The organism is Pseudoclavibacter soli DSM 23366, assembly GCF_000423505.1.
Classification (GTDB): Bacteria; Actinomycetota; Actinomycetes; order Actinomycetales; family Microbacteriaceae; genus Pseudoclavibacter_A; species Pseudoclavibacter_A soli.
The window spans coordinates 172,769-193,559 of the sequence record NZ_AUIC01000003.1; the positions used below are offsets into that span (position 1 = coordinate 172,769).

Here is a 20,791-nt window from a genome sequence, read left to right on the forward strand (position 1 = left end):
CAAGTGATGCACCCCGCGCTGCGAACAGTGCGTCAAGAGCGATGCATCCCGGAGGATGCGACCGCACTACTGCGAGGAATACCCGACAACTGTTTCAAATGGCCTTCGACGCGTTCGGCAAATCGTGGACACCCTGCCGCACGCAGCCTTTCCGCAAGCTTGGGCGAGTCATTCCGCTCGAGCCAGCATCTCAGCTGTCCCGCATTTGGTCCACCAGCTGCACGATCACCCTGCCGTTGGCTTCATTGAACTGGCGGCGCTTCTCATAGCTGACTTCACTCATCACATCTTCCGTTGAGTAGATAGTGAACATGGTTCCACCTGTTTCCTGCCGCAGATGGAAGAGCCAATCTCTCAACGTCTTTGAATAGAAAATGTTCGCATCAACGAACACGCGCGCTACTGCACCCACCGGTCACTCTTCGCCGAGCTCATCGCTCGCAGCAAGCAACTTGGCCAGCGTTTCACGCCTCTTGAGCTCGATGCCACGCTTGAAGGCAAAGACATCACGCGGAGAAAGCCGCGTGTGTGTTCCGACTCGGTGACTGCGGATTTCCCCGGCGCGAATGTGCTTCATCAGTGTTGGCCGAGATATTCCAATCAAATCTGCGGCCACTGATGTAGTCAACTCGTCTGGCATAGAGGTGATTACAATCCCAGCGCCGGAGGCCATGTGGTCGACCACTTTCATGAGAACGCCAGTCAGCTCAGCCGGTAGAGCGAATTCATCGCCAGCGACTCGAATACTAAGAGTTAGAGTCAAATCTCGCACGTGATCGATGACACCGCTAGCTTCTGACCGTAACTGATCATTAACGAAGATTGAGCTTTTATCTTGAGCTTCCAGAACTACAGTTTCCATAATGCTCTCCACTTTCGAAGTCGAAACCACGTCGCCTTACACATATAAGTGTAACTGCACGCTGCGAACAGTTGGTCAAGAGATGCACAGGCCACAAGACTGTGACCCTTCAGAAACTCGGTTTCGCATGTCAGACTGATCGACTGCCGGCCGATGCCAGCACTCACCTGAAACCTGTGCAGTGCCCGGAAGTCCTTCCGCCTCAGCATTCACCGAGAGACATGAGACAGCCAGTCGGCTAAGGAAGTAAGTCGAGAAGATGTGGACGAGCTTTCATCGCATGAATAACCAGCTCGTTTCCGTTGTCGAATGTCAGAACGACGGTTTCTAGGAGCCGACTCTGCGTATCAAATCCGAGCCGGAGCTGCCGAGAGGGATTGTCTTCTTCAAGTTCTTCGATCCACAAAGGAGAGGCAGAAGCTTGACGAATATCATCGTCGGCAATGCCATGTTTTCGCGCAGACGGGTGAATCTTCACGCAGCAAATCGGGCCAGAGCCTTGCGGATAATCTCTGACCGACTCGTTCCCTCACGTGCCGCCAGTTCATCTACGCTGGCAAGTTCTTCCTCTGTCAGTCGGAGCGCGATGACCTGAGATGGCTGTGCACCTCGCCCCGGTCTCCCACGGCCGCGCTTTTTCAGCGCGTCGACATCAAAACCAGCTTCGGCCTCCGCTGCCCACGCTTCAATCTGTTCCTCAGTTACCGGAACACCGTTGATCCTCTGGTCGCTCTCCATGCCTAAATCGTATAACGAAACTCTGTTCAGCGCAGCAAATGCGGCTTTGGCCACCCGTCAACGGAAACGGTACGTGGCAGCTACTCATGGCAGCACGGCAGCCGCAATATACCGGAATACCTTCCGGTGTTGTTTGCGCGGCTGTTCGGGCTGCGCGCCGTGGTGCGGGGTGCCTTGAGCGCGGGTAACAGGTGTGCCCAGGGCCGTGCCTTCCTGGCCTGCGAACACGTTAGGTGCGGGCAGACGCTGTACCTTCCTGCCCAGTGACCACTGCAGGTGCCAGGCGGAGCTGTACCTTCCTGCCCAGTGACCACTGCAGGTGCCAGGCGGAGCTGTACCTTCCTGCCCAGTGGCACGGTGGTTGTGTCTGTATAGCTGACGCGCGGTGTACGTGGCCCCGTACCTTCCTGCCCAGTGACCACTGCAGGTGCCAGGCGGAGCTGTACCTTCCTGCCCAGTGACCACTGCAGGTGCCAGGCGGAGCTGTACCTTCCTGCCCAGCGATCGCTGGCGACGCACTGCTGCTGGCTGTGCAACCCCTACAAACGCGGGCCTCAGGGCTAAACTCCCCCAGCACAACCAGGTCCACATCACCTGATCACTGGGCAGGACGGTACGGCACCACCAAGAAACGTAAGCGATCACTGGGCAGGACGGTGCAGCGCCACCAAGAAGCGTGAGCGATCACTGGGCAGAACGGCACAGCACCACCAGAACACATGCACGATCGCAGGGCAGGAAGGTACAGCACCATTAAGAAACGTGAGTGCTGGCTGCGCACTATGGCACCGCGCCGCAAAACGTGCAGCCTAGTTGGGCAAAGCCCCGAGCGAACGCCCTACTCCGCGGCGGCCAGCTGCCCGCAGGCCCCGTCGATCTCTTTGCCGCGGGTGTCACGCAGTGTGGCAGCGACCCCGGCCGCCTCGAGCCGACGAATGAACTCGCGGGTGACCTCGGGGTCAGAGCTGGTCCAGACTGACCCGGGCGTCGGATTCAGCGGAATCGGGTTGACATGCGCCCACCCATGCCCGCGCTCGTTGATCTTCTGGGCCAGCAGGTCGGCACGCCAACCATGGTCGTTCATGTTCTTGATCAGGGCGTACTCGATCGACACGCGCCGCCCAGTCACCTCGTAATAGTGGTACGCGGCATCGAGCGCCTCATCAACCTTCCAGCGACTGTTCACCGGAATCAGCTCGTCGCGCAGCTCATCGTCAGGCGCGTGCAGAGACAGCGCGAAGGTGACGGGAACATCCTCATCGGCGAGCTTGCGAATGGCCGGCGCCAAGCCGACCGATGACACTGTGACGTGCCGGGCCGACATGCCCAGGCCTTCAGGCGCCGGGTCGACCATGCGGTGCACGGCCTGCATCACGCGCTTGTAGTTGGCCAGCGGCTCGCCCATGCCCATGAACACGATGTTGGTGACGCGCTCGCCCGGGCGCTTGGCCCCGGCCAACTCGCCAGCGGCGATGACCTGGTTGGCGCGCACCACCTGCTCGACAATCTCAGCCGCCGAGAGGTTGCGGGTGAGCCCCGCCTGACCGGTGGCGCAGAATGGGCAGTTCATGCCGCAGCCAGCTTCGCTCGACACACACAGCGTGATGCGATTCGGATACCGCATCAACACCGACTCGACCAGCGCCCCATCGTAGAGCCGCCACAAGAACTTGATGGTGTCGCCTTTGTCGGTGACCAGCCTGCGCGCCTCGGTCAGCAGCGGCGGCAGCACCTGCGCGACCAGCTCTTCGCGGCCGGCCTTGGGCAGGTCGGTCATCTGCGCGGGGTCGGTGACTCCGTGCTCGAAGTAGTGCACCGACAGCTGCTTGGCTCGAAACGCGGGCTGCCCCAGCTCGGCCAGCCAGGCTTTGCGACCCGCAAGATCGAGGTCGGCCAGGTGCTTGGCCGGCTGCTTGCGTCGGCCCTCGCCGAACTGCAGCAGCGGTCGGCCGTCAGGATGCCGGGCCTGCGTCCAGCCTTCGGCTCGCGGTCGCACCTGCACGGGTGGGGTTCCGTTTCGAGGGATCTGCGACATGACTGTCAGGCTCCCGCGGCGACACCGTTGAGCACGCCGTTGATGAAGCGCGACGAGTCGGCGGTGCTCAGCTCGGCGGCGAGTTTTCCGGCCTCGGAGATCGCCACCGGGGCGGGCACCTCGTCGTTGTAGAGCAGTTCCCAGGCGCCGACCCGCAGAATCGCGACGTCGACGCGCGGCATGCGCTCTATGGTCCAGCCGTTGGCGAAGCTCGAGATGAGCTCGTCGATGGTCTGCAGGTGCTCGTCGACGCCCACGGCGATGGTGCGGGCGTACTGGTAGCTGTCGAGGGCATCCAGCTGTTCGCGGGCGCGCACGCGCCGCACCGACTCGCTCTCGTTGGCGGGGCGATGCTGCTCGAGGTTGCCGCGGGCGTTGGTCAGCCAGGTTTCGACGGCCTCGGGGATGCCCTTGCCTCGCAGATCGGCAGAGTAGAGCACCTCGACGGCGCGCTGACGGGCGAGCGTGCGCCCGCTGAACGGGCGGCTCAGGTCGTCTTTGGGGGACGACGACGTGGGCTCGACGATGGCCATCAGTCGGTCACGCGGCCCAGGTACTCGCTGGTGCGGGTGTCGACCTTGACCTTGGTGCCGGTCTCGAGGAACAGGGGCACCTGAATCTCGTAGCCGGTCTCGAGGGTCGCGGGCTTGGTGCCGGCGCTCGAGCGGTCGCCCTGCAGGCCGGGCTCGGTGTAGGTCACCTCGAGCACCACAGATGCGGGCAGCTCGACGTAGAGGGCCTCGCCCTCGTGGAAGGCCACGGTGGCGTCTTGGTTCTCGAGCAGGAAGTTGGCTGCGTCGCCCACAACGGCGGCAGGCAGCGTGATCAGCTCGTAGTCGGAGCTGTCCATGAACACGAAGTCGTCGCCGTCTTTGTACGAGTACTGCATGTCGCGCTTGTCGACGGTGGCGGTCTCGACCTTGGTGCCCGCGTTGAAGGTGCGGTCGACGACCTTGCCAGTGAGCACGTTCTTCAGCTTGGTGCGCACGAACGCCCCGCCCTTGCCCGGCTTCACGTGCTGGAACTCGATGACGGTCCAGAGGTTGCCGTCGATTTTCAGCACAAGGCCGTTCTTCAGGTCGTTGGTCGTTGCCACAATGTTCCCATTCGTCGATTGCGTTCGGAAGTTTCTGCCCGCAGATTTCGGGCACCTCACCTATTTTACGCCTTTTGCGATGGATGCGCTGTAGGTGCTTCGTCGTGCCCCTGGAGCGACGGTCGACGCATGTGGGCATCACAACGAGTATTCACAACGTTAGCGGGCACGAAAGTTCCAGCGCGTTCTGGCCACTCATGGTCTGGTCCAGTCGATGCAAGCGGTCGGCACCGACAACCGTCGACGTCGACAACGAGCACGCTCAGAAGTCGACCTCACTCGAATACGAGACAACCCATCGACCAACTGCAAACAGCATAAGGAAAACAGGCAACCAAAGCTGAAACAGACCCTCGTGTCGAAATCGGGCGTGAAAATCGACACGTTCGCAGGATGTGTCGATTGCGTGTACATGTTCGAAAGCCGTCCGCGGCCACGCGAAAGCCGGCACCCGAGGCGCAAAGTCGGCAGCGCATCCGCGCGCCCTGCAGACATCACGCCGCACGGGGCGGCATCGCGCAGCCGCCTCAGCCCCGCTGCCCCCGAATGCGCGCGATCGCCTCGATCGCCAGCACATAAGAGTCGAGCCCGAAGCCTGCGATAGTGCCCGTGGCCACGGCCGAGATCACGCTACGGTGGCGAAACGACTCGCGCGCAGCCGGGTTCGAGATGTGCACCTCGACCAGTGGCACGCCGGCCTCGGGCAGCTGCACCGCGGCGTCGGCCAGCCCGTATGAGTAGTGCGTGAACGCCGCCGGGTTGAGCACCACCGGGCGGCGGTCGGCGATCGCTTCGTAGATCCAGCTGATCAGCTCGGCCTCGTCGTCGGTTTGGCGCACCTCGGCGGTCAGCCCGCGGTCGGATGCTACACTCGCCACGATCTCGGCCAGCTCGGCCATCGTCGTGGTGCCGTAGACCTCCGGGGTGCGTGCCCCGAGCGCGCCCAGGTTGGGCCCGTTGAGCACCAGAACCTGCGATGACAGTGGCGCGTCGGGGTGCGCGGCAGAACGTTGCAGCTGCTCGACGGAGGGGGAGTGCTCGCTCATTCGGCGATCTCCTGGTAGGCAGTGAACAGCAGGTCGGGTTCGGGGCCGGTGAGCACCACCGGGCGACCGATGTCGTCGAGCACGATGAAGCGCAGCACCTCGCCGCGGGCCTTCTTGTCGCGGTGCATCACGGCCAGCAGTTGATCCCAGGCACCGGCCCGGTACGTGGTGGGCAGCCCCAGGCGCTCAAGCACGCTGTAGTGTCGGTTGACCCCGGCCTCGCTCAAATGCCCGGTGAGGTGCCCCAGGTGCGCGGCGAAGACCATGCCCACCGAAACTGCGGCTCCGTGGCGCCACTGGTAGCGCTCGGCATACTCGATGGCGTGGCCCAAGGTGTGCCCGTAGTTGAGAATCTCGCGTCGGCCGGCCTCGCGCAGATCGGCCGAAACCACCTCGGCCTTCAGCGTCACCGCCTGGGTCAGCGCGTCGAGAAACGCAGCCGTGCCGGGCGTGGTCGCCGCCTCGGTGTCGGCCTCGACGATGTCGAGAATGGTGTTGTGCCCGATGAATCCGCATTTGAGCACCTCGGCGTAGCCGGTGAGCAGCTCGTTGCGGGGCAGGCTGGCCAGCGTCTCGGTGTCGGCGAACACTGCCGCCGGTGTGTGAAACGCCCCAACCAAGTTCTTGCCCTCAGAGGTGTTGATGCCGGTCTTGCCGCCTACTGCGGCATCGGCCATGCCGAGCACCGAGGTGGGAATCTGAATGACCTGCACCCCGCGCAGCCAGGTGGCTGCCACGAAACCGGCCAAGTCGGTGACCGCGCCGCCGCCGAGCCCGATGATCACATCTGACCGGGTGAAGTCGGCCTGGCCGAGCACCTGCCAGGCGAAGGCGGCAACCTCGACGCGCTTGGCGTCTTCGGCATCGGGCACCTCGACCAGCAGCGCCTCGACGCGCCCGCCCAGCTGGTCGTGCAGCTGCTGACGCAGTTGTTCGGCGAGCAGTTGGCAGGTGGGCTGATGCACGATCAGTGCTTTGCGCACCGCTGGCCCAATGGCGTCGGCCAGCCCGGCCAGCACCCCGTGACCGATATGCACCGGGTAGGGGCGGTCGCCGCCGACCTGCACGGTGTTGACGGTGTCGACGATGTCGGTGGATGCGCTCATGCGAGACTCCTCGGGATTCGTTCGGTCACAGCCGCGACGACTTCGTCGATGCTGTGCTCGCTGGTGTCGACGACGGTGTCGGCCAGGCCGGCGTATACGTCGCGACGTTCGTCATAGAGCCGCTGCCACGAGGTGAGCCCCTCGGCCAGCAGTGGGCGGCCCTCGCCGCCGCGAATGCGCGGCCCCACATGCTCGGCGTCGACGTCGAGCAGCACCACAAAGTGGTCGGCCAGCAGTTGCTGGGTCGACTCAGTCAGGGGCGCTCCCCCGCCGAGGGCAACCACGGCGTCGTCGGTGCCGGCGGCCAGCACCTCGGCGACGATCGCAGCCTCTTTGCGGCGAAACTCGGCTTCGCCGTCATGCAGAAAGATCTCGGGAATTGACCCGTGCCGGGCCACGATCTGCTCGTCGATGTCGGTAAACGGTGCGCCGAGCCGGGCGGCAAGGCGTCGTCCGATGCTCGACTTGCCCACACCGGGCGGGCCGATCAGCACCGTCACCATGCGCCGTCGACCTCGCTCGAGGTGGCCAGATTCGCCGGGATGGCGGCCAGATAGCTCTCGAGGTTGCGCTTGGTCTCGGCGATCTGGTCGCCGCCGAACTTCTCGAGCACGGCCTCGGCCAGCACGAGTGCCACCATGGCCTCGGCGACCACGCCGGCTGCCGGAACCGCACACACGTCAGAACGCTGGTGGTGAGCACGGGCGGGCTCGCCACTGGTGACATCGACCGTGCGCAACGCGTGCGGCACCGTGGCGATCGGTTTCATGGCCGCACGCACCCACAGCGGCAGCCCGGTCGACATGCCACCCTCGATGCCGCCGGACCGGTTGGAGGCGCGGCCGATGCGCTGCGTGCCGTCGACGTCGACCGGCTCGATCTCGTCGTGTGCGACCGAGCCCGGGGTGCCGGCGAGCGCGAAGCCCTGCCCCACCTCGACGCCCTTGATGGCTTGAATGCCCATCAGTGCCTGGGCGAGGCGCCCATCGAGGCGGCGATCCCACTGAATATGCGAGCCGAGGCCGGCCGGCACACCGTAGGCGACCACCTCGACCACACCGCCCAGGGTGTCGCCAGATTTGTGAGCCTCGTCGATGCGCTCGACCATGCGTGCCGAGGTGTCGGCGTCGAAACAGCGCACCGGGTCGGCGTCGAGGGCGGCGACGTCGTCAGGATGCGGGTGCGGCGCGTCTTCGGGAGCGGCCACCCCGCCGATGGCTGTGGTGTGGCTGACCAGTCGAATGCCCAGCTCACCCAAGAAGGCGCGCGCCACGGCGCCCAGCGCCACGCGTGCAGCGGTCTCACGTGCGCTCGCCCGCTCGAGAATGGGGCGTGCCTCGTCGAAGCCGTATTTCTGCATGCCCACCAGGTCGGCGTGGCCGGGGCGCGGGCGCGTGAGTGCGGCGCCGCGGCCGCCGGTGAGTGTGGCCCGGTCGATGGGGTCTGGGGTCATCACCTCACGCCACTTGGGCCACTCGGTGTTGCCGATGCGAATCGCGATCGGGCTGCCCACCGTGCGACCGTGCAGAATGCCCGTCGACAGTGACAGCTCGTCTTGCTCGAAGTTCATGCGTGCGCCGCGGCCGTAGCCCAGTCGGCGCCGGGCCAAATCGTCGGCGATCTGCTCTCGGGTCACGGGCACGCCCGAGGGCAGCCCTTCGATCAGAGCAATCAGCTCGGGGCCATGGGATTCACCTGCAGTCAGCCAGCGCAACATAAGCTCTATCTTCCCACACCGCCACTGACATGCCCCGCCTCGGCCAGGGCCTGCCGCATCGCAGCCACCACCTGAGCCTCGTCGGGCAGCGGTTCGGTCTCGTCATCGTTGAGCCAGAATCGGTTCTGCGCCACCGCCTGCCACAGCAGCATCTCGAGCCCCGAGACCACCACATGCCCCTGCGCCGCCCACGTGCGGGCCAGGCGCGACGGCCACGGATCGTAGGCGACGTCGAGCAGGGTGGCGACTGGGGCATCCGCTGTGACGGTCAGATGATCGGCTGCGCGCGGTGGCAGCGTCGACACCAGCACGGGGGCGTCGATACGCACCTCATCGGCCAATGGATGCGCACTCACCTCGACCGCAAAGCCCGCAGCCTGATCGATCAGCTGGCTGGCTCGCTCGGGGTGACGGGCCAGCACGTGCACGCGCTGCACCCCCAGCTCGGCCAGGGCCCGCACGGCGCTGAGGGCGGTGGCTCCGGCGCCGAGCACCACCGCCTGGTCGGCGTGGTGCACCGCGGCCTCACGCAGCGCCTGCACAATGCCCCACACATCGGTGTTGGCTCCGCTGAGCCGGCGGGTGCCTTCGACAGCATCGAACCGCACGGTGTTGGCCACCCCGAGTTCAGTCACCAAGGGTGTGGCTGTGTCAAGCAGGGGCAGCACCTCACGTTTGAGGGGCATGGTCAGGCTCAGCCCGAGCCACTGTTCGTCGAGTCCGGCGAGAAATGCCGCCAGCTCGCCAGAGCCCACCTCGGCACGGTCGTAGTGCCAGAGCAGACCCAGTTGCTGCTCGGCTGCACGATGCAGCACGGGTGAGAGCGAGTGCGCGATGGGGCTGCCCAGCACAGCCAGCCGGCGCTGCGGCTGCCCGGTCACTGGTTGTACTCGGGGTGCGCGGCCAGCCACTCGTTCATCTGCGCCACGGCGGCCTGGTGTTCGGCGTAGGTGGTCGAGAATACGGTCTCGCCCGTCTCGAGGTTGACGGTCACGAAGAACAGCCAGTCGCCCGGGGTGGGGTTGAGCACCGCAGCGATGGCATCGTCTCCGGGGTTGCTGATCGGGCCGATCGGCAGGCCGGCATTCGCACGAGTGTTGTACGGGTTCGAGGTATCGTCGATCTCAGCCTGGGTGGGATACACCGAGTCGGTGCGCCCGGTGCCGTATGACACCGATGCGTCAGACTCGAGCTTCATGCCCTGGTCGAGGCGGTTCTGGAACACCCGGGCGACCTTGCCCATCAGCTCGACCCGGCCGGCCTCGGTTTGCACGAGGGCTGCCTTGGTCATCACCTCGTAGCGCAGGTCGTCGCCCTCTACCCCATGCTCGTCAAGGGCCTGATTGGCACGGTCGACCAGCATGGTGATGATCTCTTCGGGGGTCTGTTCGGGGTCGATTGTGTAGGTCGCCGGAAACAGGAAGCCCTCGAGCGTCTTGTTGTCTTTAGCCTTCTGCGGCACGTCGTAGCTGTCGACATCGGCGGCTGCGGCCTGCAGTTTCGCGAGCGGTATGTCGGCCTTGTCAGAGATGAGCGAGAGAATCTGCGTCAGGCGGTAGCCCTCGGGAATGGTCACCTTGATGTCGATGCGATTGGCCTCGTCGCCGAGCACGGCGATGGCATCTGCGGCACTCATATGCGTGTACAGCGTGTAGGCACCGGGGTGGAACACCGGCTCGGGAGAGATCTCGTTATACGTCTTCAGAAAGCCTTTGTAGCTTTTGATGATCTCTTGGTCGACCAAGTTCTCGGCAATCGTGGTGCCTGACTCGCCGTCACGCACCACGAAGGTGATCGGTGTGCTGCCGGTGTCGCTGCCGTCGTAGTCGCCGTCGTCGAGCGCATCACGCAGCGCCTGCACGGCGAAGTACGCGCCGAAGGCAAAGCCAGCGAGCACAATGAGCACGACCACCAGGGTGCCGATGCGCCGCCCCCGGCTGCGTTTGGTGCCATGTCTGCTCATGCGCTCTCGCCTTTCGTCACTCGGGTGCCCGGCAGTGAGCCGGTGCGTTCGTCTACGTCAAGGGCCTGCTGCAGGATGACCACGGCCGCAGCCTGATCGATCACCGAGCGCTGCCTGCCGCGCTTGCGTTTCGAGGGTTGCAGCTGACGTGCAGCCACGTTCGTGGTCATGCGTTCGTCGACCAGCCACGCTTCAAGCCCGGTCGCCTCAACGAGACGACCACAGGCCATTCTGGCATCTCTGGTCGAGTCGGTGTCTTCGCCATGCAGGTTGACGGGCAGTCCACAGATGAGCCCGCCGGCACGGTACTGTTCGGCCAGCTCGGCGATTCGCCCCACCCAACGCTCGGCGTCGTCGCGCTCGACCGTCTCTACCGGAAAGGCGAGCATGCGCCCCGGATCGCAGGCAGCCACGCCGATGCGCGCCTTGCCCACGTCGATGCCGAGCAGCGCGGTGAGACTCACCCCTCGCGCACCTCAGAGCGCACGGCCTCGAGCGCCGCGTCAACAGCCTGCGCATCGGTGCCGCCACCCTGAGCGAGATCGGCCTTGCCACCGCCACCGCCGCCGAGACGTGCCGCAGCCGTCTTGGCCAGCCGGCCCGCAGCGGCCCCGAGCTCGCGCGCGGGTGCCGTGGTAGCAACAACCACCTGAGGGCGACCGTCGATGACCGCAGCCAGCGCCACAATGCCGGCGCTGTCGCGCAGCTGCTCACGCACCTTGGTGACCAGATCACGCAGCGACTGCGCATCGGCCACATCGACACGTTCGACCACTGCGGTGAACCGCCCCAGTGTGGCAGCATGGCTCAGCAGAGTCGGCACCTGTGCGGCAGCCTGGGCCGCGGTGAGCTCACGCACCTGCTTCTGTGCCGCGTGCAATTCGGCCACCAGATCGGTGACACGACGCTGCAACTGGTCGGGTTTGGTCTTCAGTGAGGTGGCCAGATCGGTGATCAGCTGCTGCTGCGCGTTGCTGTGCGCCACGGCATCAAGACCGACCAGCGCCTCCAGACGCCGAGCGCTGGCACCCACCGACGACTCAGAGACCAGATTGACCAGCCCGATCTGCGAACTGTGCGCCACATGCGTGCCGGCACACAGCTCACGCGACCACGGGCCGCCGATCTGCACCACACGCACCTCGTTGCCGTACTTCTCGCCGAAAAGCGCCATGGCGCCGGATGCCCGAGCCTCGTCGAGGCCCATGATCTCGGCGCTGACGTGCAAGTCGTTTCGCACGGCCTGGTTGCAGATGTCGTTGATCTCGCTGACCGTCTCTTTCGACAGCCGGTTGTTCCAGGCGAAGTCGAGACGCATGAAGCCCGGCTTGTTGTATGAGCCCGACTGCACCGCCGTGGGCCCGAGCAGCTGACGCAGCGCAGCGTGCACCAAGTGGGTGGCCGAGTGGGCCTGAGCTGATTCGAGTCGGCGGGTGCCGTCAACGAACACGTCAACCGTATCGTCGACGGCGATGGTGCCCTGCCCCACGCGCACCACATGCGAGACGAGCCCCTTCACCGGCTTCTGAGCGTCGATGATCTCGCCTTCGAAGCCCAACCCGCGCAGCACACCGTGATCGGCGGCCTGACCGCCCGACTCGGCGTACACCGGAGTCTGGGTGAGAATTACCTCGACAGTTTCACCAGCGCTGGCCGCCGGCACGCTGACGCCGTTGCGTACCAAGCCAATGACCTTCGACTCAGTGGCCAATGTGTCGTAGCCCAAGAATGTGGTCTCGCCCAGGGCACGGAACTGCCGGTAGACGTCGAGATCGACGTTGCCGGTCTTCTTCGACTTGGCGTCGGCCTTGGCACGGTTGCGCTGCTCGGCCATGTGCTCGGCGAACGAGTCACGGTCGACGCTCAGCCCCGCCTCTTCGGCGATCTCGACCGTGAGGTCGATCGGAAAACCATACGTGTCGTGCAGCGTGAAGGCAGTGTCGCCAGACAGGGTGTGCTGCTTGGCCTTCTGCGTCTGGTCGATGGCCAGATCGAGAATGGTGGTGCCCGCATCGAGCGTGCGCAAGAACGAATTCTCTTCGTTGTACGCAATCTGCGAGATGCGATCAAAGTTGGTGGCCAGCTCGGGGTAAACCGCCTGCATAGCGTCTTTCGACACCGGCAGCAGCTCGGGCAGCACGGCCTCGTGCACACCGAGCAGACGCATGGCTCGCACGCTGCGACGAATCAGACGACGCAGCACGTAGCCGCGGCCGTCATTGCTCGGGCTCACGCCATCGTTGATGAGCATCAGCGAGCTGCGCACGTGGTCGGCGACCACACGCAGCCGGATGTCATCGATATGGCCGTCGCGGGCACCGTAACGCACACCCGACAGTTCAGAGGCGCGATCAAGCACCGGGCGCACCTGATCGGTCTCGTACATGTTCTCGACGCCCTGCTTGACGAACGCCACGCGCTCGAGCCCCATGCCGGTGTCGATGTTCTTGTGTGGCAGCTCACCGGTGATGTCGAACTCGGTCTTGGAGCGCACGTTGTCGATCGAGTACTGCATGAACACCAGGTTCCAGATCTCCAGGAACCGTGAGTCGTCAACTGCCGGGCCACCATCCTGCCCATATTTGGGGCCGCGGTCGTAGTAAATCTCAGAGCATGGCCCAGCCGGGCCGGGCTGACCGGTCGACCAGTAGTTGTCTTCGCGGCCAAGCCGCTGGATGCGCTGCTCTGGCAGACCGGCGATGTTGCGCCACAGGTCGTGGGCTTCGTCATCGTCTTCGTAGACAGTGACCCAGAGATCTTTCTCGTCAAAGCCGTAGCCGCCGTCGGCCTCAGACTTGGTGAGCAGATCCCAGGCGTAGGTGATGGCGCCCTCTTTGAAGTAGTCGCCGAACGACCAGTTGCCGAGCATCTGGAAGAACGTGCCGTGCCGGGCGGTCTTGCCGACCTCTTCGATGTCGTTGGTGCGAATGCACTTCTGGCAGTCGGCGGCACGCGGATATGGCGCTGGCACCGCACCCGTGAGATACGGGATGAACGGCACCATGCCGGCGACCGTGAACAGCAGCGACGGATCATCTGAGATCAGTGACGCGGACGGGACGATCGTGTGATCTTTGCCGGCGAAGTAATCTAACCAGCGCTGACGGATCTCAGCTGTGTACATATCTCGCTATTCGTTGATGGAGGAGTCGACCTCGCGGGCAGCCTGGGCGGCATATGACCGGTAGGCTTCGCTCACCGCCTCGGTGAACTCCTGTGTGCGCTCGTTGAGCAGCGCGAAGAACTCGCGCCCGCGCTCGGTTTTATTGATCTCGTGTGCGGCGACGAACCCGCCAACCACACCTGCGACGAACCAGAATGCCCTGCTCATGACGACCTACTTTCGCTTGCGACCGCGGCGCAGACCACCGACGAGGCCGGCAATCTTTGCCAGTGGAGAGTTGACGACCTGCGTCAGACTGGCCACGACGCCACTGACATTCTCAGTGACCTTCGTGAGGTTCGTGGTGATGCCGTCGACTTTGACCATCTGACGGTTCGCCTCGGCAACCGTCTGAGAGGTCTCGTCGATCAGCGGCGCGACGTTGTCGGTGAGATCTCGCACGCTGGTGCGTGTTTCGTCGAGCAGACGACCGAGTTTGAGCAGCGGCACGGCCAACAGCGCAACCAGCACGACGAACGCGCTGGCGGCGATGAGTGCCGCGATGTCTGAACCGGTCATCTGAGCCTCCTGGATCTCACCGACTTCGTCGGCGTGCGTGAATCAGCGAGCCGCGTAGTACTCGACCACGAGCTGCACCTCACAGGTCACGGGGACCTCGGCGCGCTTGGGACGACGAACCAGCTTGGCTTCGAGCTTGTCGAGGCTGACCTCGAGGTAGCCGGGAACCGGGGGCAGCACCTCGGCGTGGCCACCCTCAGCGGCAACCTGGAAGGGCTCGAGCTTCTCGCTCTTGGGGTGCACGTGCACCAGCTGACCCGGCTTCACGCGGAAGCTGGGGCGGTCGACGCGTTCGCCGTCGACGAGGATGTGACGGTGCACGACCAGCTGACGGGCCTGCGAGATGCTGCGGGCAAAGCCAGCGCGCAGCACTAGGGCGTCGAGACGCTGCTCGAGCAGCTCGACCAGGTTCTCACCGGTCAGGCCGCTCTGCTTGCGAGCCTCTTCGAACACGCGACGCAGCTGCGCCTCGCGGATGCCGTACTGGGCGCGCAGACGCTGCTTCTCGCGCAGACGCACCGCGTAGTCAGAGTCGGCCTTGCGCTTGGTGCGGCCGTGCTGGCCCGGGGGGAAGGGGCGCTTCTCAAGCAGGCGCGCCGCCTTCGGGGTCAGTGCCACGCCAAGGGCGCGGGACTGACGGGTCTTGCTGTGATTTCGCGACTTTGTAGCCACTGGTTCCTCTCAAAAATGACGCTCGTTGGTCTATCTGGTTTGCTGCCGGGCCACGCTCGGCTAAAGAACGTCCCCATACGCTCAGGCGCGCGCAGCCGTTGCGCGCCAGAACATAGGCCTTGCAATACTAGCACCTGGTGCCACCAGCGGCATGGCTGGTCAGGCGAGGTGTCGCGATCAGCCGCGGTGGCCATCCAACAGCTCGCGCACCCGAGCCAGACGCTTGGCGATCGCGGCATCGAAACCGTGCGCACCGGGCTCGTAGTAGCGCCGCCCGGCAAGCTCGTCGGGCAGATACTGCTGGGCACTCACCCCGTTCGGGTCGTCATGTGGATACTTGTAGCCCACGCCGTGCCCCAGACGTTTGGCACCTTGGTAGTGCGCGTCGCGCAGGTGTGCCGGCACCTGGCCGATGTTGCCGGCGCGAATATCGGCGATGGCTCGGTCGACAGCCAGATACGCCGCGTTCGATTTCGGCGCGGCCGCCAGATACACCGTGGCCTCGGCAAGTGGAATACGCCCCTCGGGCAGCCCGATCAACGCCACCGCCTGTGCGGCGGCGACGGCGATCGGCAGCGCCTGCGGGTCGGCAGTGCCGATGTCTTCGCTGGCCGAGATGATCAGGCGCCGGGCGATGAACCGAGGGTCTTCTCCCCCTTCGATCATGCGGGCCAGGTAGTGCACGGCCGCGTCGACATCAGAGCCGCGAATCGATTTGATGAACGCACTGACCACGTCGTAGTGCTGGTCGCCATTCTGGTCGTAGCGCACCAACGCCCGGTCGGCCACAGCCGCCACCGTCTCGGCGGTGATCTCGGGCGGTTGCGCATCGGGCGATTCGTCGGCAGGATGCCCCTCTGCGGCACCGCCCGCATTGATCGTCGCCTGCCCAGCCGAGGCCTCGAGCAGGGTGAGCGCGCGCCGGGCATCACCGTCAGCGAGCGCCACGATGTCGCTGCGCGCCTGATCTGAGAGGGTGACGCTGCCATCGAGACCGCGCTGGTCGGTGACCGCGCGGTCGAGCAGCTCGGCGAGATCGGCATCGTCGAGCGAGTGCAGGCGCAGCACCAGCGACCGGCTGAGCAGCGGTGAGATGACCGAGAATGACGGGTTCTCGGTGGTTGCCGCCACGAGAGTGACCACACCGTCTTCGACCCCGGGCAGCAGGCTGTCCTGCTGCGCCTTGGTGAAGCGGTGAATCTCGTCGAGAAAGAGCACGGTCTGCGTGCCATAGAGGTCGCGATCGCCCTGAGCCTGTTCCATCACCCGTCGCACGTCTTTGACCCCCGCACTGATCGCCGACAACTCGACGAACCTGCGCCCGCCCTGGTGGGCGATCACATGAGCCAGCGTCGTCTTGCCGGTGCCCGGCGGGCCGAACAGCACCACTGACGCGGGCATCCTGCCGCCCTCGCCGGGGTGGCAGAGATTCCACAGCGGGCTGCCGGTGCGCCGCAGCTCGGCCTGCCCGACGACCTCTTCGAGCGTGGTCGGGCGCATGCGTGCCGCGAGTGGTCGCAGGCTGCGTGCCGAACCGAGTGAAGTCATGAGACCACCCTAGCCATTAGACTGGTTCGAGCACCTGACCCAAGGAGAACCGTGAGCGAGTCACAGCAGCAGTTTGGTCGCGCCGACGATGAGGGCAACGTCTATCTCATCACCGACGGCGAAGAGCGATGGGTGGGCCAGTTTCCCGGCCAGAGCCCGGCTGAGGCGCTGGCGTTCTATGAGCGCAAATACCGCGATCTCGCCGGTCAGCTGACCCTGCTCGAACAGCGTGCCCGCCGCGGCGCAAAAGCCAAAGACCTCAAAAAGAGTGTGACCACGCTCACCGAGGCGCTCGTCGAGCCCGCCGTCATCGGCGACGTGCCCGCACTGCGTGCCCGTCTCGACGCCGTCAAGACACAACTGGGCGACCTCGAACAACAGCAGAGCGAGCAGGCCAGCCAGGCAGTTGAGCAGGCAGCTCGCGATCGTGAGGCCATCGTGGTCGAGATCGAGCAGCTGGCCGCCACCCCGGCCGAGCGCATCCGCTGGAAAGACACCCAGGCGCAGGTGCAGGCACTGTTCGACCGCTGGAAAGAGCACCAGCGCACCGCCGCGCGCATTCCCAAGGCTCAGGCCGACGCGCTCTGGGCACGCTTCCGCGCCGCCCGTCACACCCTCGACGAGGGGCGCCGCGCCTTCTTCTCGCACCTCGACGAGCAGCACAAGGGTGCCAAAGCCACCAAGCAGCGCCTGATCGAGCAGGCCGAGGCGCTTGCCGCCCAAGACGAGCCCCGAGTAAACGACTATCGCGCCCTGCTCGACCAATGGAAAGCCGCTGGCCGCGCCGGAGGCAAAACCGACGATCGCCTGTGGGAGCAGTTCAAGGCCGCCGGCGACGTGGTCTTCGCCAAGAAGCAGCAGCACGATGCCGTCGAAGACGAACAGTTTCAGAAAAACCTCGAGGTCAAAGAGCAGCTGCTGGTCAAGGCTGAGGCACTGCTGCCGGTCACAGACTGGGAGGCCGCGCGTGCGTCACTGCGTCGCATTCAAGATGAGTGGGATGCCGCCGGCAAGGTGCCGCGCAACGCCATCAAAACCGTCGAGGGCCGACTGCGCGCCGTCGAAGAGGCCGTCAAGCGCGCCGAGCAGGAGCACTGGCGCGCCAGCGACACCACGCTGACTGAGCGTGCCACCGGGCTCGCCGCTCAGCTGCAAGAGAGCATCGCCGACCTCGAGGCGCAGATCGCCGCGGCACAGGCCGCCGGTGACACCGCCAAGGTCGAAGAGCTGACCTCAGCACTGCACACCCAGCAGGCTTGGCTGCGCGCCACCGGCGTCTGAGTCGCGCATCTCACCAGTTCTGCACAGCAGCCACTTCGCCCGAATTCATCCACAGGGGCGCGCTGGGTCGGTGAGGTCTGCCGCTGTCGTCTGAGATAGAGGCATGACCACCTCAACGACTCTGACCGCGCTGGCTGGCCGCGCTGGCGCATCCACCGGCCTGCACAACGACCGTGCCCTGCTCGACCGCTTGACCACCGCGTTTTCGGCTGCCGAACGCCAGGCACTCGCGCGCGACGGGCTGCTCACCGCCGTCGGCTGCGCCCATCGCCCGGTGCTGCTGCCCGAGACTCCCCTGCTGCGCGCCGACGCGCTGCCGCTGCTCGGCGATGGCCTGCTGTGGAGCGGGCGCACAGCTGCCTGGCTGTGGAGCGGCGGGGCCTGCCCACGGCTGCTCGATGCCGTTCAGCTCGCCGGATGCCCCATCGGCTGCCTGCCTCAGCATGCGGTCGATCGCAACGGGCGGGTGGCGCTGCCCTCAGGTCACCTGCTGCGGGTGCGGCACAATCCGGTGCCCCAGGCCCAGACCGCACGAATCGGCACTCAGCAGGTCACCTCTCCGGCACGCACAGCGCAAGACCTCGCACTGCGATGGCGGGGGTCAGAAGACTCGCAAGCCCTGTTCGCGCTGGCCCGAGACCACGCCGATGCTGTGCACGAGGCGTTGCAGCGCACGCAGGTTCTCAGCCGCGTGGCCAATTGTCGACGAGCCGTGCAGCTGCTCGCGCAGACCCTCGCGGTGGTCGGTGCTCAGCCGTTGACGCGGTAGACGTCGTAGACCGCGTCGATGCGACGCACTGCGTTGAGAATGCGGTCGAGGTGCACAGTGTCGCCCATCTCGAACACAAAGCGCGACAGCGCCAGGCGATCATCAGAGGTCTTGACCGAGGCCGAAAGGATGTTCACATGATGCTCTGAGAGCACGCGAGTCACATCAGAGAGCAGGCCGGCCCGGTCGAGTGCCTCGACCTGAATGTTGACCAAGAACACACTCTTGTGCGACGGCGCCCACGACACATCGACGATGCGATCGGGCTGCTGACGCAGATCGTCGACGTTGTGGCAGTCGGCGCGGTGCACCGAGACTCCGGCGCCGCGGGTGATGAACCCGACGATGCGGTCGCCCGGCACCGGCGTGCAGCACTTTGCGAGTTTGACCATCACATCGGTCTGCCCGCGCACCAGCACGCCCGAGTCGGTCTTGCCGGCTCGCTGATGCGCGCTGGCCACCGCTGGCGTGATCACCGGCAGTTCGCTGGTGGCCGTGTCGGTGTACTCGAGGGCGCTGAGGCGCTCGATCACCGACTGTGTCGACACGTGTCCCTCGCCGAGCGCGGCGTAGAGCGCCGAGATGCTCTCGTAGCCCAAGCCCGCGGCAACCCGAGTGAACTCCTCTTGATCGCCGATCGCCCGCAGCGGCACGCGGTTTTTGCGCAGTGCACGCTGCAAGGCCTCTTTGCCAGAGTCGATCGCCTCGTCGCGGCGCTCCTTGCTGAACCACTGCCTGATCTTGGCCTTGGCGCGCGGGCTGCTGACGAATGTCAGCCAGTCTTTGCTGGGGCCCGCGTCGGGCGAACGCGAGGTGAGAATCTCAACCACCTCGCCGCTGTTGAGTTTGGTGTCGAGTGGCACCAGCCGCCCGTTGACCTTGGCGCCCATGGCACGGTGGCCGACCTCGGTGTGCACCGCGTAGGCGAAGTCGATCGGGGTGGCCGCGCCGGGCAGCCCCACCACCTTGCCTTGGGGCGTGAACACGTAGACCTCTTTGGCCCCGACCTCGAAGCGCAGCGCATCGAGAAACTCGTTGGGGTCTTTGGTCTCAGACTGCCAGTCAGAAAGATGCTGCAGCCACACCAGATCTTGATTGACGCCCTGCTCAGCCGCATGGTTGGTCGCGGGCTTGCCACCAGCCGCCTTGTACAGCCAGTGCGCGGCCACACCATATTCGGCGCGGTGATGCATCTCGTAGGTTCTGATCTGAATCTCGACCGGGCGGCCATCGGGGCCGATCACCGAGGTGTGCAGCGACTGGTAGAGATTGAACTTCGGAATCGCGATGTAGTCTTTGAACCGGCCCGGAATCGGGCTCCACCGGGCATGAATGGCACCGAGCGCGGCGTAGCAGTCGCGAATCGAGTTCACCAGAATACGAATGCCCACCAGGTCGTAGATCTCGTCGAACTCGCGACCGCGCACCACCATCTTCTGGTACACCGAGTAATAGTCTTTCGACCGCCCGACCACCTCACACTTGATGCGCTGGCGCCGCAGGTCGTCGCTGATCACCGAGATGACCCGCTTCATATACTCGGCGCGCTTGGGTGTGCGCTCTTTGACCAGGCGTTCGATCTCGTCGTAGATCTTGGGGTAGACCGCCCGGAATGAACGATCTTCGAGCTCGTGCTGCACCGCGCTGAGGCCGAGTCGATGCGCCAACGGTGCGTAGATCTCGAGGGTCTCGCGGCCTTTGCGTGCGGCCTTCTCGGGCGGCACGAACCCCCATGTGCGGGCGTTGTGCAGACGGTCAGCGAGTTTGATCACCAGCACGCGCACGTCGCGCGACATCGCCACGACCATTTTGCGCACTGTCTCGGCCTGCGCACTGTCACCGTATTTGACCTTGTCGAGTTTGGTCACCCCGTCGACAAGCATAGCGATCTCTTCGCCGAAGTCGTGAGTCAGCTGTTGCAGAGTGTAGGGCGTGTCTTCGACGGTGTCATGCAGCAGGGCCGCGGCGACCACGCGGGCATCCACACCGAGGTCGGCCAGAATCTGCGCCACCGCGATCGGATGCGTAATGTACGGTTCGCCACTCTGACGCAACTGGCCGTCATGTGCACGAAATGCCACGGCATAGGCGCGGCGCACCAGCGCAACGTCTGCCTTGGGATGATGGTGGCGCAGCGTCTGAATCAGCTGCTCGACCTGGGCATCAAGCCCGGTGCTGGGCCGTTGAAACAGACGTGGCAGCGGAATGCGCCGGGAGACCGCCCCAGTAGATGGATCTGCCATGGGCACCGCCTCTCGCTCAGCGTGGTGTCAGTG

At 65.0% G+C, this 20,791-nt stretch carries 21 protein-coding genes; 2 read left to right on the forward strand and 19 right to left on the reverse strand.

Going from position 1 to position 20,791, the window contains the following annotated elements; all coding sequences use genetic code 11:
- Window positions 1–190 precede the first annotated feature (190 nt).
- The 18 genes from G557_RS0100795 to G557_RS0100880 all read right to left on the reverse strand — a co-directional run bounded on the left by G557_RS0100795 (window position 191) and on the right by G557_RS0100880 (window position 16,465).
- Window positions 191–412: a hypothetical protein gene (locus G557_RS0100795; RefSeq protein ID WP_028244586.1), complete on the reverse strand. Its 222-nt coding sequence runs from the start codon at window positions 410–412 to the stop codon at window positions 191–193.
- 3 nt (window positions 413–415) lie between these two features.
- Window positions 416–862, reverse strand: coding sequence for a helix-turn-helix domain-containing protein (locus G557_RS0100800; protein ID WP_028244587.1), 447 nt, complete (start codon window positions 860–862; stop codon window positions 416–418).
- A gap of 474 nt (window positions 863–1,336) precedes the next feature.
- Window positions 1,337–1,600, reverse strand: a complete 264-nt coding sequence (locus G557_RS0100805; RefSeq protein ID WP_028244588.1) for a ribbon-helix-helix domain-containing protein — start codon at window positions 1,598–1,600, stop codon at window positions 1,337–1,339.
- Between the two features lie 838 nt (window positions 1,601–2,438).
- On the reverse strand, window positions 2,439–3,635 hold the full coding sequence (gene rlmN / locus G557_RS0100810) for a dual-specificity RNA methyltransferase RlmN (RefSeq protein ID WP_036960226.1): 1,197 nt from the start codon (window positions 3,633–3,635) through the stop codon (window positions 2,439–2,441).
- Window positions 3,636–3,640: 5 nt separating this feature from the next.
- Window positions 3,641–4,168, reverse strand: a complete 528-nt coding sequence (gene nusB, locus G557_RS0100815; RefSeq protein WP_051223981.1) for a transcription antitermination factor NusB — start codon at window positions 4,166–4,168, stop codon at window positions 3,641–3,643.
- The gene (efp, locus tag G557_RS0100820; protein WP_028244591.1) at window positions 4,168–4,731 is read right to left on the reverse strand and encodes an elongation factor P; all 564 of its coding nucleotides are present in this window, start codon (window positions 4,729–4,731) and stop codon (window positions 4,168–4,170) included. Before efp ends, nusB begins: the two co-directional genes overlap by 1 nt.
- A gap of 527 nt (window positions 4,732–5,258) precedes the next feature.
- A complete protein-coding gene (locus G557_RS0100825) occupies window positions 5,259–5,777 on the reverse strand; it encodes a type II 3-dehydroquinate dehydratase (protein ID WP_084626876.1) in 519 nt (172 codons plus the stop codon).
- Window positions 5,774–6,883 carry a 3-dehydroquinate synthase gene (gene aroB, locus G557_RS0100830; RefSeq protein ID WP_051223983.1) on the reverse strand — a complete coding sequence of 370 codons (1,110 nt, stop codon included), beginning with the start codon at window positions 6,881–6,883 and terminating at the stop codon, window positions 5,774–5,776. Before aroB ends, G557_RS0100825 begins: the two co-directional genes overlap by 4 nt.
- Window positions 6,880–7,386: a shikimate kinase gene (locus G557_RS0100835; protein ID WP_028244594.1), complete on the reverse strand. Its 507-nt coding sequence runs from the start codon at window positions 7,384–7,386 to the stop codon at window positions 6,880–6,882. The genes aroB and G557_RS0100835 overlap by 4 nt, the downstream gene beginning before the upstream one ends.
- Window positions 7,380–8,600 (reverse strand): chorismate synthase, encoded by a 1,221-nt coding sequence (aroC, locus tag G557_RS0100840; protein WP_028244595.1) that lies wholly within the window; start codon window positions 8,598–8,600, stop codon window positions 7,380–7,382. The genes G557_RS0100835 and aroC overlap by 7 nt, the downstream gene beginning before the upstream one ends.
- Before the next feature lie 5 nt (window positions 8,601–8,605).
- Window positions 8,606–9,481: a shikimate dehydrogenase gene (locus G557_RS0100845; RefSeq protein ID WP_028244596.1), complete on the reverse strand. Its 876-nt coding sequence runs from the start codon at window positions 9,479–9,481 to the stop codon at window positions 8,606–8,608.
- Window positions 9,478–10,563 carry an endolytic transglycosylase MltG gene (gene mltG, locus G557_RS10750; protein ID WP_036960230.1) on the reverse strand — a complete coding sequence of 362 codons (1,086 nt, stop codon included), beginning with the start codon at window positions 10,561–10,563 and terminating at the stop codon, window positions 9,478–9,480. Before mltG ends, G557_RS0100845 begins: the two co-directional genes overlap by 4 nt.
- On the reverse strand, window positions 10,560–11,027 hold the full coding sequence (ruvX, locus tag G557_RS0100855) for a Holliday junction resolvase RuvX (RefSeq protein WP_028244597.1): 468 nt from the start codon (window positions 11,025–11,027) through the stop codon (window positions 10,560–10,562). Before ruvX ends, mltG begins: the two co-directional genes overlap by 4 nt.
- Window positions 11,024–13,687, reverse strand: a complete 2,664-nt coding sequence (gene alaS / locus G557_RS0100860; protein WP_028244598.1) for an alanine--tRNA ligase — start codon at window positions 13,685–13,687, stop codon at window positions 11,024–11,026. The genes ruvX and alaS overlap by 4 nt, the downstream gene beginning before the upstream one ends.
- 6 nt (window positions 13,688–13,693) lie before the next feature.
- Window positions 13,694–13,894: a hypothetical protein gene (locus G557_RS0100865; protein WP_028244599.1), complete on the reverse strand. Its 201-nt coding sequence runs from the start codon at window positions 13,892–13,894 to the stop codon at window positions 13,694–13,696.
- Window positions 13,895–13,900: 6 nt separating this feature from the next.
- A complete protein-coding gene (locus tag G557_RS0100870) occupies window positions 13,901–14,245 on the reverse strand; it encodes a DUF948 domain-containing protein (protein ID WP_028244600.1) in 345 nt (114 codons plus the stop codon).
- A 42-nt stretch (window positions 14,246–14,287) separates the two neighbouring features.
- Window positions 14,288–14,917, reverse strand: a complete 630-nt coding sequence (gene rpsD / locus G557_RS0100875; protein ID WP_028244601.1) for a 30S ribosomal protein S4 — start codon at window positions 14,915–14,917, stop codon at window positions 14,288–14,290.
- A 177-nt stretch (window positions 14,918–15,094) separates the two neighbouring features.
- Complete coding sequence (locus G557_RS0100880) at window positions 15,095–16,465, reverse strand: replication-associated recombination protein A (RefSeq protein ID WP_084626877.1); 1,371 nt, start codon at window positions 16,463–16,465, stop codon at window positions 15,095–15,097.
- 51 nt (window positions 16,466–16,516) lie between these two features.
- Here G557_RS0100880 and G557_RS0100885 point away from each other — a divergent pair, with 51 nt between their 5' ends.
- Together G557_RS0100885 and G557_RS0100890 are read left to right on the forward strand one after the other, a co-directional pair.
- Window positions 16,517–17,746, forward strand: a complete 1,230-nt coding sequence (locus G557_RS0100885) for a DUF349 domain-containing protein (RefSeq protein ID WP_028244603.1) — start codon at window positions 16,517–16,519, stop codon at window positions 17,744–17,746.
- 103 nt (window positions 17,747–17,849) lie between these two features.
- Window positions 17,850–18,515 (forward strand): hypothetical protein, encoded by a 666-nt coding sequence (locus tag G557_RS0100890; RefSeq protein ID WP_028244604.1) that lies wholly within the window; start codon window positions 17,850–17,852, stop codon window positions 18,513–18,515.
- Here G557_RS0100890 and G557_RS0100895 read toward each other — a convergent pair.
- Window positions 18,497–20,758 carry a RelA/SpoT family protein gene (locus G557_RS0100895; protein ID WP_028244605.1) on the reverse strand — a complete coding sequence of 754 codons (2,262 nt, stop codon included), beginning with the start codon at window positions 20,756–20,758 and terminating at the stop codon, window positions 18,497–18,499. The two genes, G557_RS0100890 and G557_RS0100895, sit on opposite strands and share 19 nt — an antisense overlap.
- Window positions 20,759–20,791: the final 33 nt, after the last annotated feature.

Bases quoted from the DNA above. Each gene is read 5' to 3' on its own strand.
- G557_RS0100805 (WP_028244588.1), bottom strand. From the start codon at position 1,600: ATGGAGAGCGACCAGAGGATCAACGGTGTTCCGGTAACTGAGGAACAG.
- G557_RS0100880 (WP_084626877.1), bottom strand. From the start codon at position 16,465: ATGACTTCACTCGGTTCGGCACGCAGCCTGCGACCACTCGCGGCACGC.
- G557_RS0100800 (WP_028244587.1), bottom strand. From the start codon at position 862: ATGGAAACTGTAGTTCTGGAAGCTCAAGATAAAAGCTCAATCTTCGTT.
- G557_RS0100890 (WP_028244604.1), top strand. From the start codon at position 17,850: ATGACCACCTCAACGACTCTGACCGCGCTGGCTGGCCGCGCTGGCGCA.
- aroB (WP_051223983.1), bottom strand. From the start codon at position 6,883: ATGAGCGCATCCACCGACATCGTCGACACCGTCAACACCGTGCAGGTC.
- nusB (WP_051223981.1), bottom strand. From the start codon at position 4,168: ATGGCCATCGTCGAGCCCACGTCGTCGTCCCCCAAAGACGACCTGAGC.
- G557_RS0100870 (WP_028244600.1), bottom strand. From the start codon at position 14,245: ATGACCGGTTCAGACATCGCGGCACTCATCGCCGCCAGCGCGTTCGTC.
- G557_RS0100825 (WP_084626876.1), bottom strand. From the start codon at position 5,777: ATGAGCGAGCACTCCCCCTCCGTCGAGCAGCTGCAACGTTCTGCCGCG.
- rlmN (WP_036960226.1), bottom strand. From the start codon at position 3,635: ATGTCGCAGATCCCTCGAAACGGAACCCCACCCGTGCAGGTGCGACCG.
- G557_RS0100865 (WP_028244599.1), bottom strand. From the start codon at position 13,894: ATGAGCAGGGCATTCTGGTTCGTCGCAGGTGTGGTTGGCGGGTTCGTC.
- G557_RS0100895 (WP_028244605.1), bottom strand. From the start codon at position 20,758: ATGGCAGATCCATCTACTGGGGCGGTCTCCCGGCGCATTCCGCTGCCA.
- aroC (WP_028244595.1), bottom strand. From the start codon at position 8,600: ATGTTGCGCTGGCTGACTGCAGGTGAATCCCATGGCCCCGAGCTGATT.
- alaS (WP_028244598.1), bottom strand. From the start codon at position 13,687: ATGTACACAGCTGAGATCCGTCAGCGCTGGTTAGATTACTTCGCCGGC.
- mltG (WP_036960230.1), bottom strand. From the start codon at position 10,563: ATGAGCAGACATGGCACCAAACGCAGCCGGGGGCGGCGCATCGGCACC.
- G557_RS0100835 (WP_028244594.1), bottom strand. From the start codon at position 7,386: ATGGTGACGGTGCTGATCGGCCCGCCCGGTGTGGGCAAGTCGAGCATC.